The organism is uncultured Alcanivorax sp., from assembly GCF_947258575.1.
GTDB lineage: Bacteria > Pseudomonadota > Gammaproteobacteria > Pseudomonadales > Alcanivoracaceae > Alcanivorax.
Map to the genome: position 1 here is coordinate 501,370 of NZ_CAMYIV010000012.1, position 14,082 is coordinate 515,451.

At 57.5% G+C, this 14,082-nt stretch carries 15 protein-coding genes, 1 tRNA gene and 1 pseudogene; 9 read left to right on the top strand and 8 right to left on the bottom strand.

The window, feature by feature from the left end; translation table 11 throughout:
• Positions 1-616 precede the first annotated feature (616 nt).
• The 4 genes and pseudogenes from Q0Y02_RS15850 to Q0Y02_RS15865 all read left to right on the top strand — a co-directional run bounded on the left by Q0Y02_RS15850 (position 617) and on the right by Q0Y02_RS15865 (position 3,061).
• Positions 617-856 carry a helix-turn-helix transcriptional regulator gene (locus Q0Y02_RS15850; RefSeq protein ID WP_297770627.1) on the top strand — a complete coding sequence of 80 codons (240 nt, stop codon included), beginning with the start codon at positions 617-619 and terminating at the stop codon, positions 854-856.
• The gene (locus Q0Y02_RS15855; RefSeq protein WP_297770630.1) at positions 849-2,087 is read left to right on the top strand and encodes a type II toxin-antitoxin system HipA family toxin; all 1,239 of its coding nucleotides are present in this window, start codon (positions 849-851) and stop codon (positions 2,085-2,087) included. Before Q0Y02_RS15850 ends, Q0Y02_RS15855 begins: the two co-directional genes overlap by 8 nt.
• A gap of 50 nt (positions 2,088-2,137) precedes the next feature.
• Positions 2,138-2,317 (top strand): annotated as a pseudogene (locus Q0Y02_RS15860) (tyrosine-type recombinase/integrase); the annotation flags it as partial.
• Between the two features lie 21 nt (positions 2,318-2,338).
• The gene (locus tag Q0Y02_RS15865; RefSeq protein ID WP_297770633.1) at positions 2,339-3,061 is read left to right on the top strand and encodes a hypothetical protein; all 723 of its coding nucleotides are present in this window, start codon (positions 2,339-2,341) and stop codon (positions 3,059-3,061) included.
• 80 nt (positions 3,062-3,141) lie between these two features.
• On the opposite strand, the gene Q0Y02_RS15870 is transcribed toward Q0Y02_RS15865, so the two are convergent.
• A tRNA-Met gene (locus Q0Y02_RS15870) sits at positions 3,142-3,218 on the bottom strand.
• A gap of 215 nt (positions 3,219-3,433) precedes the next feature.
• Between Q0Y02_RS15870 and iscR the strand changes: the two genes are divergently transcribed.
• The 4 genes from iscR (at position 3,434) to Q0Y02_RS15890 (ending at position 6,760) form a co-directional block, all read left to right on the top strand.
• Positions 3,434-3,898, top strand: coding sequence for a Fe-S cluster assembly transcriptional regulator IscR (iscR, locus tag Q0Y02_RS15875; protein ID WP_297770636.1), 465 nt, complete (start codon positions 3,434-3,436; stop codon positions 3,896-3,898).
• A 135-nt stretch (positions 3,899-4,033) separates the two neighbouring features.
• Positions 4,034-5,185, top strand: coding sequence for an IscS subfamily cysteine desulfurase (locus Q0Y02_RS15880; RefSeq protein WP_297770639.1), 1,152 nt, complete (start codon positions 4,034-4,036; stop codon positions 5,183-5,185).
• A 95-nt stretch (positions 5,186-5,280) separates the two neighbouring features.
• On the top strand, positions 5,281-5,847 hold the full coding sequence (locus tag Q0Y02_RS15885) for a heme NO-binding domain-containing protein (protein WP_297770642.1): 567 nt from the start codon (positions 5,281-5,283) through the stop codon (positions 5,845-5,847).
• A gap of 346 nt (positions 5,848-6,193) precedes the next feature.
• The gene (locus tag Q0Y02_RS15890) at positions 6,194-6,760 is read left to right on the top strand and encodes a heme NO-binding domain-containing protein (RefSeq protein ID WP_297770645.1); all 567 of its coding nucleotides are present in this window, start codon (positions 6,194-6,196) and stop codon (positions 6,758-6,760) included.
• A 148-nt stretch (positions 6,761-6,908) separates the two neighbouring features.
• Here the strand turns inward: Q0Y02_RS15890 and Q0Y02_RS15895 are convergent, their stop codons facing one another.
• The 7 genes from Q0Y02_RS15895 to sufB form a co-directional block, all read right to left on the bottom strand.
• The gene (locus Q0Y02_RS15895; protein ID WP_297770648.1) at positions 6,909-7,355 is read right to left on the bottom strand and encodes a SufE family protein; all 447 of its coding nucleotides are present in this window, start codon (positions 7,353-7,355) and stop codon (positions 6,909-6,911) included.
• A 103-nt stretch (positions 7,356-7,458) separates the two neighbouring features.
• Entirely contained in the window at positions 7,459-8,004 is a 546-nt protein-coding gene (gene sufT / locus Q0Y02_RS15900) for a putative Fe-S cluster assembly protein SufT (RefSeq protein WP_297770651.1), read from the bottom strand.
• 1 nt (position 8,005) lies between these two features.
• Entirely contained in the window at positions 8,006-8,365 is a 360-nt protein-coding gene (locus Q0Y02_RS15905) for an iron-sulfur cluster assembly accessory protein (RefSeq protein WP_297770653.1), read from the bottom strand.
• Between the two features lie 140 nt (positions 8,366-8,505).
• The gene (locus tag Q0Y02_RS15910; RefSeq protein ID WP_297770656.1) at positions 8,506-9,720 is read right to left on the bottom strand and encodes a SufS family cysteine desulfurase; all 1,215 of its coding nucleotides are present in this window, start codon (positions 9,718-9,720) and stop codon (positions 8,506-8,508) included.
• A complete protein-coding gene (gene sufD, locus Q0Y02_RS15915) occupies positions 9,720-10,946 on the bottom strand; it encodes a Fe-S cluster assembly protein SufD (RefSeq protein WP_297770659.1) in 1,227 nt (408 codons plus the stop codon). Before sufD ends, Q0Y02_RS15910 begins: the two co-directional genes overlap by 1 nt.
• On the bottom strand, positions 10,943-11,698 hold the full coding sequence (gene sufC, locus Q0Y02_RS15920; protein ID WP_297770663.1) for a Fe-S cluster assembly ATPase SufC: 756 nt from the start codon (positions 11,696-11,698) through the stop codon (positions 10,943-10,945). Before sufC ends, sufD begins: the two co-directional genes overlap by 4 nt.
• A 141-nt stretch (positions 11,699-11,839) precedes the next feature.
• Positions 11,840-13,279: a Fe-S cluster assembly protein SufB gene (gene sufB / locus Q0Y02_RS15925; RefSeq protein WP_035249097.1), complete on the bottom strand. Its 1,440-nt coding sequence runs from the start codon at positions 13,277-13,279 to the stop codon at positions 11,840-11,842.
• A 309-nt stretch (positions 13,280-13,588) separates the two neighbouring features.
• On the opposite strand from sufB, the gene ndk reads away from it, so the two are divergent.
• Positions 13,589-14,020, top strand: coding sequence for a nucleoside-diphosphate kinase (ndk, locus tag Q0Y02_RS15930; RefSeq protein WP_297770668.1), 432 nt, complete (start codon positions 13,589-13,591; stop codon positions 14,018-14,020).
• Positions 14,021-14,082 lie beyond the last annotated feature (62 nt).

Consider the following 14,082-nt stretch of genomic DNA (forward strand, 5'->3'; position numbering starts at 1 on the left):
AGGGAAGGGCAATTGTGAGTACCAAGATGACAAGCTTGAGTCGCCAAACGGGCTTTGCATTATTTCGGCAGAACTGATTTTCGGGGAATTCACTTGTCCCTGTAGGCTTTATCCGAGGTGTTGCTTGAATCAAGTGAGGTTTCATATCTGGATCTCTTTGGTTGCGTTTCATGCATCAGTAACCTCCCTAAATCTCCTTGCCTTACTCATGTTGTAATTCTTGAGTAACTTATCTCTTATTTCCAAATGATATTAAAATGATTCTATTAGATCAATAAGTAATTGATTGTTATTTGATCAATCGTGATGTTGCCCTTTAGAGGTGGTCTCCTGGGCTGGGCTAGATCTCGGGTTCATTGACTGGATGTCTGCTAGTAGCTCCAAGTCAGGCGATAGTAGAGCTATGAGTGATAATCATGGGGATATGCATGGAAAGCTGCGGACTTCCTTAACGATTGGCTTCATCGTTGGCGCTAGGGTATCGGCTGATGAGGTAAGGTCATGTTTAGGTCCATGGGGCGGAATAAGGCTGGAGGAAAGCTATATTGTTACTCATATATGAGTAAATTGACGCATTTATATTGATAATTACTCATATATAAGTAATTATCTGTCCATGGAAACCATTTCCCAGATAGGCCAGAACCTCCGCCTGGCGCGCCGCAAGTCATACCCCGATGACACCCTGGAGGACTTTGCCCTGCGCATTGGTGTGAGCAGGGCCACGCTGCAGCGGATGGAGAAGGGGGATCTCAGCGTGTCTTTGGGCAAATACTTCCAGGCGGCAGCGCTGCTGGGCCTGGATACGCCTTTCCATACCTTGTTGAAGCCAAAGCAGAGTCTGTTCGATGATTAGGCAGCGCTATGACCTGTACCTGAATACCCGGCAGACCGGCATCGTCCATGCCGCTGACGTGGTGCTGGTGGAGGAATCCGGTGTCCTGACCCGGGTGGGTTTCAGGTACCGGCCGGATTATCTGGGCGAGCCCACGGCGTTCCCTATCGATCCGGTTCAGCTTCCCCTGCAAAGCGCCCCTTTTGAATTCGAATGCCACAGAGGGGCAAGCCCTGCCTTTCTGGACGACTACCTGCCGGATAACTGGGGCCGCAAGATTCTGGTGCAGCTGGCGCTTTTCAGAGACAAGGAGAAGCTCAATGCCTACAGCGTCATTGATACGCTGGCGATGCTGGGCAGCAGCCGCATCGGCGCCATATCACTGGTCAGACAGGGCGAGGCCCCGCACTTTGATTCGGGCTATGCCATTGAGCAGTTGGGTGCTGCGGAGCAGGCGGCTCAGCAGATCGATCAGATAGACCTGGGTGGTGTTGATCTTGATGAAATGAGCCTGCTTTACCTGGCCAATGCGGGGACCGGCGTGGGCGGCGCCCGCCCGAAAGCCCTGTTGTTTGATGACGGGGGGCAGTACCTGGCCAAATTCAATCGCATCACCCATGACAGCTATAACAATGCCCGGGTAGAGCTGGCTTGCCTGAAGATGGCCCGTGCGGCGGGCATCCGGATGCATGACGGCAAGATCATTGAAGGGATCAATGGCCGTGAAGTGTTGTTGCTGGATCGTTTTGATATTGATGGCCCAGCGAGAAAGCACCTGATTACCGTCAATGGTCTTCTCAAGGAGCCTGCCTCCCAGATGGACCTGGGCCAGGCGTTCCGTTACGACCATGTCAGCGACCTGATAAAGAAGTATTCCTGCCAGGTGGAAGAGGATCTGATACAGCTGCTCAAGCTCATGCTCTTCAATCGCGCTATCAACAATACCGATGATCACGAGCGCAACTTCAGCCTGATGCACAGCGAGCAAGGCTATCACCTGGCACCGGCCTATGATCTGGTGCCGAGCCTGACCACCAATATGCATCACGCTGCCAGCTACCAATATCAGGCTTACCCGCCTACACCTACCGAGGCTCTGAGAGAGGGGAGAATTTTTAAATTACCTCGGAGCAAGGTGGAGAAGGCAGCGCAAGAGGTGATCGGTGCTGTTGAGCGGTGGAGTGAGTTTGCGGCAGATGTAGGGGTGGCTGATGAGGATATTGAGAAAGTGTCCCGAGCCATTAAGGTCTAGGCTTGGGAAGTAGGTGAATTTATGGGTGTCCCTTCTTTCGTTCGCCCCAGCAAATGACCCACATCCTCCGCCACACCTTTGCCAGCCATTACATGATGAATGGGGGCGATATTCTTTCCCTGCAACGAATCCTTGGGCATGGCAATATCACAATGACAATGAGGTATGCACATTTGAGTGTCGATCATTTAAATTCTGTAATAAGGTACGGGCCTGTTATTAATTTATAAGTAATTTGATTGGGGGTGCAGGTGCTAAATATCAGTTGGAAAAGGGTTGCTTGTGCCTTACTTTTCGCTGTTTTTCTATTTATTTCTTCGTGGACATTCTTTGAAGCTATAAATCTTGCTTTTCAAGATAGAATAGATTTATACCTTGGTGCCTTCTCGGTTTTCTCTGGTGCTTATGTGGCGTTTTTGTTTAATCAATATCAGGAAAGAGAGAAAGAAAGCGAAGAACTAAAGAAAAGCCTGTCCCTCGCTCTTTATGTTGTTTCGGCTCAGCTGAATGTCGTTGCCAACTTGAAAAAACGAATGGATGAATATGGCCATCTCAACGCTTTTAATATGAAGCCCTCCTTGGTTATAGATTATCCAGATTTAAGGCATGACTCTTCTGCCCTTTCATCTGTACTTATGAGTAACACTCCGTATTTGTTAGGCGAGTTAAATTTAGAGCAGCAGGCATTTGAGCTTGTAGTGGCAGCGGAGAAAAGGCGTTCTGAGTTCGTAATTAATGAGCTGCAGCCGAAGTTTGAGGAATTAGGCCTGAAATATGGCTTCGTCCGATTGCCTGGCCTAGAAGAAAAAATCGGTCCTCGCTTATTTTATACATGTGTTAATGAGTTCCAACAGCTTCACCTTTTGGCTGCTGAAACATGTACCGGTCTAGAAAAAGCCTTCTCTAATTTGAGGGAGTACGCAGTTCGTGAATTTCCCGGCCACCCATTCATAAAACTAAAAGTTGCTGTTTGAGGCAGTGTGGTCAAAAGTTGGTCAACTTGTAGGCAACCACAAAAAAAGGGTTAGAGATTGCTCTCTAACCCTTTGTATTTTGGTAGCAAGGGGCGGACTTGAACCGCCGACCCCAGCATTATGAGTGCTGTGCTCTAACCAGCTGAGCTACCTTGCCATTTGAGGTCGCGAATTTTCCGCGAGGGAGGGGTGGGTGTCAAGCGCTGGGTGCATGTGTGGGCAATGTTTGATCAGTTGTTGGCAGAGAAAGGGGATATCTGCCATAGTTGCGGATCAAATGAAAATGATTCTTAATTGTTATCCGTTAATACTTGACCAAATTGCTCAGGATTACTACGCTTCACGTCAAATACACGCAATAAGGGTGTGGATATGCGGTTGACTACAAAAGGTCGCTACGCGGTGACGGCGATGCTGGATCTGGCATTGCATGCGGCTTCGGGCCCTGTGTCGCTGGCGGATATTTCCGATCGTCAGGGTATATCCATCTCTTATCTGGAGCAGTTGTTCGCCAAGTTGCGCCGTAATGGCCTGGTGAACAGCGTGCGCGGGCCGGGCGGGGGCTACCAGCTCAGCCGGGCCAGCGAGGATATTGATGTGGCGGCGGTGATCGCGGCGGTGGACGAGTCTGTGGATGCCACCCGTTGCGGCGGCCACGGGGATTGCCAGGAAGGCGATACCTGCCTGACCCATCACCTGTGGTGTGATCTGTCGGATCAGATACAGGCCTTTCTGGGCGGTATCTCCCTGGGGGAGCTGGTGGCTCGCCAGGAAGTGAAGCAGGTGGCCCAGCGTCAGGACCGTCAGCATCAGCGCCTGCCCGTCAGTAGCGTATAAGCTGCTTCTGAATCCTCATCGTCAGCGTTTGCCGGCACAGCACACCCGTTCCCGGCAGCCACGATGACGGTGTGGATTCAGGTATAATCTCTTCTCTGTTCTTCGCCAACCTCAATCGCCACAAGCCAAGTCGCCATGAGCCAAGCCGTCTATCTCGACTACGCGGCAACTACCCCGGTAGACCCGGCGGTGGTTGATGTGATGGTCCGTCATCTCGGTCCCGAAGGGACATTCGCCAATCCGGCCTCGCGCAGCCACCTTTATGGCTGGTTGGCAGAGGAAGCGGTGGAATCCGCCCGCCGCCAGGTGGCGGATCTGTTGCAGGCTGACCCGCGGGAGATCGTCTGGACCAGCGGTGCCACCGAGGCCAACAACCTGGCCATCAAGGGCGTGATCGACGCCCGTGGTGGCGGCCATGTGATTACCAGTGCCACCGAGCACAAGGCGGTACTGGATGCCTGTGGCTGGCTGGAAAAGCAGGGCCACCCGGTGACCTACCTGAAACCCGCCGCGGATGGCCGTATCGACCCGCAGCGCGTGGCCGAGGCGCTCCGTGAGGACACCGTGCTGGTGAGCGTGATGCACGCCAACAACGAGACCGGGGTGATCAACGATATCGCCGCTATCGGCGCCCTGTGCCGCGACAATGGCGTGTTGTTCCATACCGATGCGGCCCAGAGTGTGGGCAAGCTGGATCTGAATGTGCAGACCCTGCAGGTGGATCTGTTGTCCGTGTGCGCGCACAAGATTTATGGCCCGAAGGGCATTGGCGCGTTATATGTGCGCCGCTCGCCGGATGTGAAGGTGGCGGCCCAGATTCATGGTGGCGGCCACGAGCGGGGCATGCGCTCCGGTACCCTGGCGACCCACCAGATCGTCGGTATGGGCGAAGCGGTTGCCCTGGCAGCCCGTTTGCGGGATGAGGAAGGCCCGCGTATCGCCGGGCTACGTGATCGTTTGTGGCAGGGCATCAGCCAGCTGGACGGGGTGAGCATCAATGGTGAGGGTGCGCCGCGCTTGCCGGGGCATCTCAATGTGGCCTTTGCCGGGGTGGATGGTGAAATGCTGTTGACCGCCATGAATCAGGCGGCGGTGTCCTCCGGCTCTGCCTGTACCTCGGCGTCCCTGGAGCCTTCTTATGTACTCAAGGCCATGGGCGTGCCGGATGCGCTGGCCCATGGCTCCATCCGCTTCTCGGTGGGTCGCTTTACCTCGGAAGCGGATATCGACCGGGTGATCGAAAATGTGACCGAGGTCATCCAGCGACTGCGAAAGGTAGCCAGCTAGCCGAATCAGCGGCTTTTTGGGTGGGCTGAGCGGTTTTCAGACGGTCGTGATCTCCCTGCTATGGTAGGTAAACACCTTAGTGGGGAGGGAGCTCCATGCACGGCGTCATTATTTCCAACCTGAAAAAGTACGTGGAGGAAAAACTGGGCGAGGACGCCTGGGACACTCTGCGCGACAAGGCCGGGCTGACCGGCAAGGCCTTTATCCCTATCAGCATATACCCGGACAGCGATCTGGATGATCTGTTGGCGGCGGCGGTGGAGGTCACCGGCCAAAGCCGTGATGATATTCTCAAGGATTTCGGTGCCTGGGTGATTCCCCCACTGATGAAAATGTACCGCTCCTTTATTCCCGAGGACTGGGATGCGGTGACCTTCCTGAAAAACATCGACGACCGGATTCACGAGCGGGTGGTGCGCATGAAAGATGCCAGCGCCAAGCCACCGCATATCAATGTGTCGGAAATTTCTCCGGGGCTGCTGGAGGTGGAGTATCAATCCCATCGGGATATGAGCTACCTGGCGCTGGGGTGTGTGTATGGTGTGGCCGATTATTATGGCCAGAAGGCGACGCTGATGGAGGAGAAGCGGGTGGTGGGTACCCACAGGACGTTCATCATGCGGATCACCGCTGCTGAGCAGGCGCAGCGGGACGTGGTCTGATTTCTGGTTCGCAATGACAGCCGCCATTTCCGGATGGCGGTTTTTCGTATTTCTCCGATTTGTTAGGCGTTGCAGGAGCCTTGCTGGCAAGGCGAATTCCTGGCGGATTGGTGCCACCGTCTTCGCCTTGCGAGCAAAGCTCCAACGGTGCCTGCCCTCCCATACTTTGACCGCCAGGGCTGCAAATCGCGCAAAAACAGAAAAATGTGACCGGCTATGTCACCTGGCTGTGAATGGGTAGACATTCGCCGGGCCAGTGGTGGTGCGGGCTGGTTGGACGGTCGTGCATGCGGCACAGCTCTTGCTCATATAAAGGAACAGGGAGAGCCGGCTCGGGAGCAGTGACATGCATGGCGTGATCGTGACCAATTTCAAGCGGTATCTGGATGAGTTCATCGGCACTGACGCCTGGGGGGAAGTGGTCTCCACGGCGGGATTGCAGGGCAAGACCTACCTGCCGGTGGCGCTGTATCCGGATGAGGAAATGGAAGCGCTGCTACGAGCGGCGGAATCGGCTACCGGGCTACGCCGGGATGACCTGCTGGCAGATTTCGGGGAGTGGGTGATCGGCCCGCTAATTACCATGTACCAGCCGATGATTCCTGCCCGCTGGGACGCGATGACATTTCTGCTCAACATGCAGCAGATTCACGAGCGCATTCTGCGACTGAAGGACCCTGCTGCGACGGCGCCGAATATCGAGGTGCACAAGCGCGGCGACGATACCCTGGAAATCCACTACCGTTCCCACCGCAATATGGCGGCGATGATTCATGGCTCGGTGAAAGGGGTTGCCGCCTATTTCAATGAAACCGCCAGCCTGCTTGGCTCGGAAGCGGGTGAGGGCGGGGAGCAGCGGTTTGTGTTCCATATCCAGCCGAACAAGACGCAACAAGCGCTGGAGGCGGTGTAAGGCGGGCGTGGTGTAGTACCGTCTTCTCGGACGACAAGTTCCAGAACCAAGTCAAAAGCGATTTACCACAGAGAACACAGAGTTCACGGAGGATAAACATCCTTTCTCTGTGTCCTCTGTGGTGAAAATGCTTTTTGTGTAGCGGGAGCTAGGCAGTCAGTGACTGGGCCTGTTGTTTGATCTTGCCGACCATGGCGCGCAGGCCGTTGCCGCGAGTGGGGCTGAGGTGATTGAGCAGGTCGATGCGGTCGAAGAAGGCATCCATGTCGTAATCGTGGATGGCCTGGGGGGACTGGCGGTTCAGGGCGGCCAGTACGATGGCGGCCAGGCCCTTGACGATCAGGGCGTCAGAATCCACTGCCATGTAAAGGGTGTCAGCGTCGCTGTCGTAATGGGTTTCCAGCCACACCTGGCTCTGGCAGCCGCGCACAAAACGGTCTTCGGTTTTCAGCTCATCGGGCAGCTCGGGCAGTTGCTTGCCCAGATCGATGATATAGCGATAGCGTTCTTCCCAGTCATCCAGGAATTCCAGGTCTTCACTGATGTCCTCAGCGGTAATCTTTTCGCCAAGGGTGATGCTGTGGATATCGAACACGTCGCTTGCACTCCGAAATAGCTTCTAGCGGCTAGCTTCTAGCTACGAGCTACGAGCTAACCCGGTTTTCCTGGCAGCTAGAAGCTCGCAGCTAGCGGCTGCTTTAAAACATTCCCAGCTCGAGTTGAGCCTCTTCACTCATCATATCGCGGCTCCAGGGCGGATCGAACACCAGGGCCACTTCCACCTTGTCCACGTTGGGCACTTTGCTGAGCCGGTCTTCCACATCGCCCACCAGTACCGGGCCCATGCCGCAGTTGGGGGCGGTGAGGGTCATGCGCACCTGCACCACGTTCTCGCCATCGCGCTGGATCACATCGCAGCCGTAAACCAGGCCCAGCTCCTTGATGCTGACCGGAATCTCCGGGTCGAAGATGGTCTGCAGGGTGTTGTCCAGGTCTTCCTGGCGTACGCTGCCGTCGCCGTTGGCCGGCGCAAAGTCCAGCTTCAGCGGTTGCTGGCCGATGGCGTCTGCGTCGGTGCCATCGATGCGTGCCATGTTGCCATTGATGGTCACCGTGTAGGTGCCGCCCAGGGCCTGGCTCAGATTGACGAAGCTGTTCTTGGGGATGGTGATGCGGGTGCCGTCCGGCACCTTGCGGGCCGGTACATCACGCTGGACGACGACGGTTCTCTGTTCTTGCGCCAACTCAGACCTCGTCTACCGTAAAGCTCTCGCCGCAGCCGCACTCACCGGTGGCGTTGGGATTGCGGAACTTGAACAGGCTGTTGACGCCCTCGGTAACGTAGTCGATGACCAGGCCGTTGAGCATGGGCAGCCACTTTTCCGGCACGTACAGGTTGACGCCGTCGATCTCGAACAGCTTGTCGCCGTCTTTGGGTTCTTCGACAAAATCGAGGGTGTACATGAACCCGGAACAGCCGGATTCGTCCAGATCCAGACGGATGCCGCTGGCACTGGCTCGCTGGATTTCCCGCAGGGCCTGTTTGTTGGCAGCCTCGGTCAGGTTAAGGGTGACCTGGCCAGGTTGGAATGTCTGAACTGTCATGAAATTACCTACCTTGCATTAGCGCATGGTTGATATTGCCGCAGGAGCGTCGCTTTAGACGCGAATCGTACTTGGCACGGCCTGTCGAGAGCAGGGTGCGCGTCTCAAGCGACGCTCCTGCGGTGAGGTGTGTGCCGGGCTCAGAGAAAGGTCTTCACCTTCTCCAGCGCCTCGAACAGGCGATCCACCTCATCAAGGGTATTATAAATGGAGAACGAGGCTCTTACTGTGCCCGGAATGCACAGAGTGTCCATCAGCGGCATGGTGCAGTGATGGCCGGTGCGTACCGCCACGCCCTGTTTGTCCAGCAGCATGCCCACATCCGCTGGGTGAGCGCCTTCCAGCAGGAAGGACAGCACACTGACCTTATTGGCGGCGGTGCCGATGATTTTCAAGCCATCGAAAGCCTCTGCCTGTTTGGTGGCATGGACCAAAAGAGAATCTTCATGGGCTTGCAGAGCCTCGCGGTCCTGCTGATTGAACCAGTCGATGGCAGCGGCCAGGCCGATAGCCCCGGCAATGTTGGGGGTGCCGGCTTCGAATTTGTAGGGCAACTGGTTCCAGGTGCTCTTTTCGAAGCTCACCGTTTCGATCATCTCGCCGCCGGTCTGGTAGGGCGGCATGGCCTCCAGCAATTCGCGACGGCCGTAAAGGACGCCGATGCCGGTGGGACCGAACAGCTTGTGGCCGGAGAAGGCGTAGAAATCCACGTCCAGGGCCTGCACGTCCACGGGGAAGTGGGCCACGGCCTGGGCGCCGTCAATCACGGTAATGGCGCCTGCCTCACGGGCCTTGGCGACCATTTCCTGCACCGGGTTCAGGGTGCCCAGGGCATTGCTGGCATGGCCGATGGCGAAGATTTTGGTGCGCTCGGTGAGCAGCTGGTCGAAGGCGTCTTGATCCAGGCTGCAATCCTCGCGTAGCGGGATCACTTTCAGGGTGGCGCCGGTGGCCAGGCAGACTTGCTGCCAGGGCACGATATTGGCGTGGTGTTCGCTGGTGCTGATCAGCACCTCGTCGCCGGGCTGAAGGCGTTCACGGCCGATGCAGTGGGCAACGATGTTGATGGACTCGGTAGTGCCCTTGGTCCACAGGATTTCGTCGCGGCTGGCGTTCAGGAAGCGGGCCACGGTCTCGCGGGCGCCCTCGAACTGGCCGGTAGCCAGGTCGCTGAGATGATGGGCGCCGCGGTGCACATTGGAGTTCACCGTGCGGTAGTAGTGCTCCAGCACGTTCAGCACCGCTTCCGGTTTCTGGGTGGTGGCACCGTTATCCAGATACACCAGCGGCTTGCCGTTGACCTGTTGATCCAGGATCGGGAACTGCGCGCGAAGGGCTGCCACATCAAACGTCATTACGCGGCGTCTCCTGCCGGGCTGGCATGGGTCAGTTCCGCTTCCAGCCAGGGCTGGGCCCACTCGGTCACTGCCGCGTCGGGCAGGGCCATCAGCAATTCGTTAACGAAGCCCAGGCTCAGCATGCGCTTGGCTTCGGCAGCGGGGATGCCGCGCGATTGCAGGTAAAACTGCTGGCCGGCATCCAGCTGGCCGACGGTGGTGCCATGGGCACACTTCACGTCATCGTTGTAAATTTCCAGCTCCGGCTTGGTGTTGATCTCGGCACCGGCGTTGAGCAGCAGGTTCTTGTTGGACAGCTCTGCATTGGTGCCGCTGGCGAAGGGGTGAATGTGGATGCGGCCATTGAAGACCGCCTTGCCGCTTTCACCGGCCAAGCCTCTGAAGTTCTGATCGGACTGGCAGTTGGGCACCGCGTGTTCCACGCACAGCTGGTTGTCCACGTGGCTCTGGTCGCGGACCACGAAGATGCCTTTCATGTTCAGCTCGGCACCGCTCTTGTTCACCAGCGCGCGCACGTCGTTGCGGCGCAGACGGTTGCCGGTCATCAGCTGGTAGCTGTCTACCTTGCCGACGCCCTGCTGGTCGATGATCAGGGTGCCGATGTGCAGGGTATTGGCCTGTTCGCCCTGCAACCGGTAGTGGGTCAGAGTGGCGTTGTCGGCGGTGATCAGGGCGGTGACTGCATTGGTCAGCGCCTGGCCTTCGGCGTGATAGTGCTCGATCACGGTGGCCTCGGCGCCGGCATTGAGCTTGACGATCACCCGCGGGTTGCAGTGGGCCGGTGTCTCGCTGGCGCTCTGGATCTGCACATGGATCGGTTGCTCGATACGGGTATTGGCGGCCACTTCCAGCACTACCGGCTGCCCGCACACGGCACCGTTATAGGCGGCAAAGGGGGTCTGCAGGCCGTTTACCTCAGGCGCGTCGTGATGCAGGTTGACGCCGGCGGGCAGGGTGCTGCCCTGCAGCTGGCCATTATTGATGGTGACCACAAACTCGCTCAGTGCCGGCAGGGGCTGGCTGATCTCGCCGTTGGCGACCGCGTTCAGGTGGCCATCGGCCAGGGCCTGCAACGAGGTGTACTTCCAGCGTTCGGTTTTGCGTTCCGGGAAGCTGGCAGCCTCCAGATCAGCCAGCGCATCGCCGTCACTACCGTGGCGGCGGGCGTTGGCCAGGGCCTGGGTTTTCAGGTCAATGGCGAGGTCGCTTGCAGAGAGTGTCATGCGGACTCCTCTTCTCCTGTGAGCCAGCCGTAGCCTTTCTTCTCCAGCTCCAGGGCCAGTTCCTTGCCACCGGATTTGATGATCTGGCCGTTGGACAGCACGTGCACAAAGTCCGGCACGATGTAGTCCAGCAGGCGCTGGTAGTGAGTCACCAGCACGATGCCGCGCTCCGGGCTGCGCAGGGAATTGACGCCCTTGGCCACGGTTTGCAGGGCATCGATGTCGAGCCCGGAATCGGTTTCGTCGAGCAGCGCCAGTTTCGGCTCCATCAGCAGCATCTGCATGATTTCGTTGCGCTTCTTCTCACCGCCGGAAAAGCCTTCGTTGACGCCGCGTTTGAGGAAGCTGGCATCCAGGTTGACCTGTTTGCAGGCGGCGCGGGCCTGGCGGAGCAGGGTGACCGAGTCCCACTCTTCCTTGCCCTGGGCGGTGCGCACGGATTCCAGTGCGGCCTTGAGAAATTCCATGTTGGAGACGCCGGGGATTTCCACCGGGTACTGGAAGGCCAGGAACAGGCCTGCCTGGGCGCGCTCTTCCGGTTCCAGGTCTGCCAGGCTCTTGCCTTCGAACAGGGCTTCACCGCCAGTGATTGCATAGTTGTCACGACCGGCGAGCACATTTGCCAGGGTGGATTTGCCGGAGCCATTGGGGCCCATGATGGCGTGCACCTCGCCCGGTTTAACGGTCAGGTTCAGGCCTTTGAGAATCGGCTTGTCCGCCACGGTGGCGTGCAGATCACGAATTTCCAGCATGTTTTGATGCGCCTTTCGGTTGGGCTGTGTTCCAGCCCCGGTTAATCAGGGTGTTGTAGGAGCTATGCTTGCATGGCGAAGGTGTCGCGATGGTTCGCCATGCGAGCATGGCTCCTACGGTGTCATTTTCAGGGGTGGGCCTTAGCCCACAGCTCCTTCCAGGCTCACTTCCAGCAACTTGCCCGCTTCCACGGCGAACTCCATGGGCAGTTCCTTGAACACCTCTTTACAGAAGCCGTTCACGATCATGGAGACCGCTTTTTCCGGGTCGATACCGCGCTGGCGGCACAGGAACATCTGGTCGTCACTCACCTTGGAGGTGGTGGCCTCGTGTTCGATGGTGGCCGAGGGGTTTTTCGACTCGATGTACGGGAAGGTGTGCGCGCCGCAGGTATCGCCCAGCAGCAGGGAGTCGCACTGGGTGAAGTTGCGGGCGTTTTCTGCCCGTGGGCTGATCCGGACCAGGCCGCGGTAGCTGTTGCTGCTGCGGCCGGCGGAGATGCCCTTGGAAATAATGGTGCTCTTGGTGTTCTTGCCCAGGTGGATCATCTTGGTGCCGGTGTCCGCCTGCTGCATGTGGCGGGTCAGGGCCACGGAGTAGAATTCACCGATGCTGTTGTCACCACGCAGGATCACGGATGGATACTTCCAGGTGATGGCGGAGCCGGTTTCCACCTGGGTCCAGCTGATCTTGCTGTTGTCGTGAGCGACGCCGCGCTTGGTGACGAAGTTGTAGATGCCACCTTTGCCGTTTTCGTCGCCCGGGTACCAGTTCTGCACCGTGGAGTACTTGATCTCGGCGCCGGGCAGGGCCACCAGCTCCACCACGGCCGCGTGCAGCTGGTTCTCGTCCCGCTGGGGCGCGGTGCAGCCTTCCAGGTAGCTCACATGGCTGCCTTCGTCGGCGATGATCAGGGTGCGCTCGAACTGGCCGGTGTTGGCTTCGTTGATACGGAAGTAGGTGGACAGCTCCATGGGGCAGCGCACGCCCTTGGGGATATAGACGAAGGAACCATCAGAGAACACGGCACTGTTCAGCGCGGCATAGAAGTTGTCGCCCTTGGGTACCACGCTCCCCAGGTATTTCTTGATCAGCTCCGGGTGATTCTGGATCGCCTCGGAGATGGAGCAGAAGATCACCCCGGCTTCCCACAGCTTCTCTTTGAAGGTGGTAAAGACGGAGGAGGAGTCGAACACCACATCCACGGCAACGCCGGCGAGCATTTCCTGCTCATGCAGGGGGATGCCCAGTTTTTCATAGGTGGCGAGCAGCTCCGGGTCCACCTCATCGAGACTCTTCGGGGCGTCATCCAGGCTCTTGGGCTTGGAATAGTAGGACACCTTGTTGAAGTCGATAGGATCGTGGTGCAGGTGGGCCCAGCCAGGGGAGGGCATTTCCTGCCATTTGCGGTAGCTGTCCAGGCGCCATTCGAGCATCCATTCCGGCTCTTCTTTCTTGGCGGACAGGAATCGGATGACTTCCTCGCTCAGCCCGGGGGGCAGGGTTTCGGTGTCCACCGTGGTGGAGAAACCGGCCTCGTAGTTGGAGCGAATCAGTTTGTCCAGTTCAGCTTGGCTCATAGGTCAGGGCCTGATGTTGAATACCAGAGTAATTTAGTCAGGTATTATACGCCATTCGTGAGCGCTGTCGACCATCGACCTTATAGAGGCGGGCTTTCGACCGGCTCCCGGTGGCGGCAGGGCGGCAGGCCCGTGGCGGGGCGGCAACGGTATCATAATTCACCCTGCTTGCGTATAATCCGCCGGTTCCAAAGGGGTGGCTGTGGTTCTTGCGTTCGCAAGGTTGCCGGATTGCCCCTTCTCTGCCTGGGGGAGCTTGTTTTGGGTTCCCGGGGACCATTTAACGTAAATTCTGGAGTGAACTGACTGATGGCTGTTGAGCGCACCCTCTCTATCATCAAGCCTGATGCCGTGGCCAAGAACGTAATTGGCGACATCGTATCCCGTTTCGAGAAGGCCGACCTGAAAGTGGTTGCCATGAAAATGGTACACCTGAGCGACGAGCAGGCTGGTGGTTTCTACGCTGAGCACAAGGAGCGCCCCTTCTTCAAGGATCTGGTGTCCTTCATGACCAGCGGTCCGGTGATCGTGCAGGTTCTGGAAGGCGAAGACGCCGTGGCCAAGAACCGTGACCTGATGGGTGCTACCAACCCGAAGGACGCGGAAGCTGGAACCATTCGTGCCGATTTCGCTCAGACCATTGACGAAAATGCGGCACACGGCTCTGACTCTGCCGAGTCTGCTGCCCGTGAAGTGGCTTACTTCTTCTCTGACGAAGAACTCTGCCCGCGCACCCGCTAAAATTGCTGGTGCACTGTCTGCCACGGCGCCTGCCGTGGCAGACTTGTATACAGGCTGACTAA

Excerpts from the sequence above, each read along its gene's own strand:
- Q0Y02_RS15850 (WP_297770627.1), top strand. The coding sequence starts at position 617 with ATGGAAACCATTTCCCAGATAGGCCAGAACCTCCGCCTGGCGCGCCGC.
- Q0Y02_RS15855 (WP_297770630.1), top strand. The coding sequence starts at position 849 with ATGATTAGGCAGCGCTATGACCTGTACCTGAATACCCGGCAGACCGGC.
- iscR (WP_297770636.1), top strand. The coding sequence starts at position 3,434 with ATGCGGTTGACTACAAAAGGTCGCTACGCGGTGACGGCGATGCTGGAT.
- Q0Y02_RS15880 (WP_297770639.1), top strand. The coding sequence starts at position 4,034 with ATGAGCCAAGCCGTCTATCTCGACTACGCGGCAACTACCCCGGTAGAC.
- Q0Y02_RS15885 (WP_297770642.1), top strand. The coding sequence starts at position 5,281 with ATGCACGGCGTCATTATTTCCAACCTGAAAAAGTACGTGGAGGAAAAA.
- Q0Y02_RS15890 (WP_297770645.1), top strand. The coding sequence starts at position 6,194 with ATGCATGGCGTGATCGTGACCAATTTCAAGCGGTATCTGGATGAGTTC.
- Q0Y02_RS15905 (WP_297770653.1), bottom strand. The coding sequence starts at position 8,365 with ATGACAGTTCAGACATTCCAACCTGGCCAGGTCACCCTTAACCTGACC.
- Q0Y02_RS15910 (WP_297770656.1), bottom strand. The coding sequence starts at position 9,720 with ATGACGTTTGATGTGGCAGCCCTTCGCGCGCAGTTCCCGATCCTGGAT.
- sufD (WP_297770659.1), bottom strand. The coding sequence starts at position 10,946 with ATGACACTCTCTGCAAGCGACCTCGCCATTGACCTGAAAACCCAGGCC.
- sufC (WP_297770663.1), bottom strand. The coding sequence starts at position 11,698 with ATGCTGGAAATTCGTGATCTGCACGCCACCGTGGCGGACAAGCCGATT.
- sufB (WP_035249097.1), bottom strand. The coding sequence starts at position 13,279 with ATGAGCCAAGCTGAACTGGACAAACTGATTCGCTCCAACTACGAGGCC.
- ndk (WP_297770668.1), top strand. The coding sequence starts at position 13,589 with ATGGCTGTTGAGCGCACCCTCTCTATCATCAAGCCTGATGCCGTGGCC.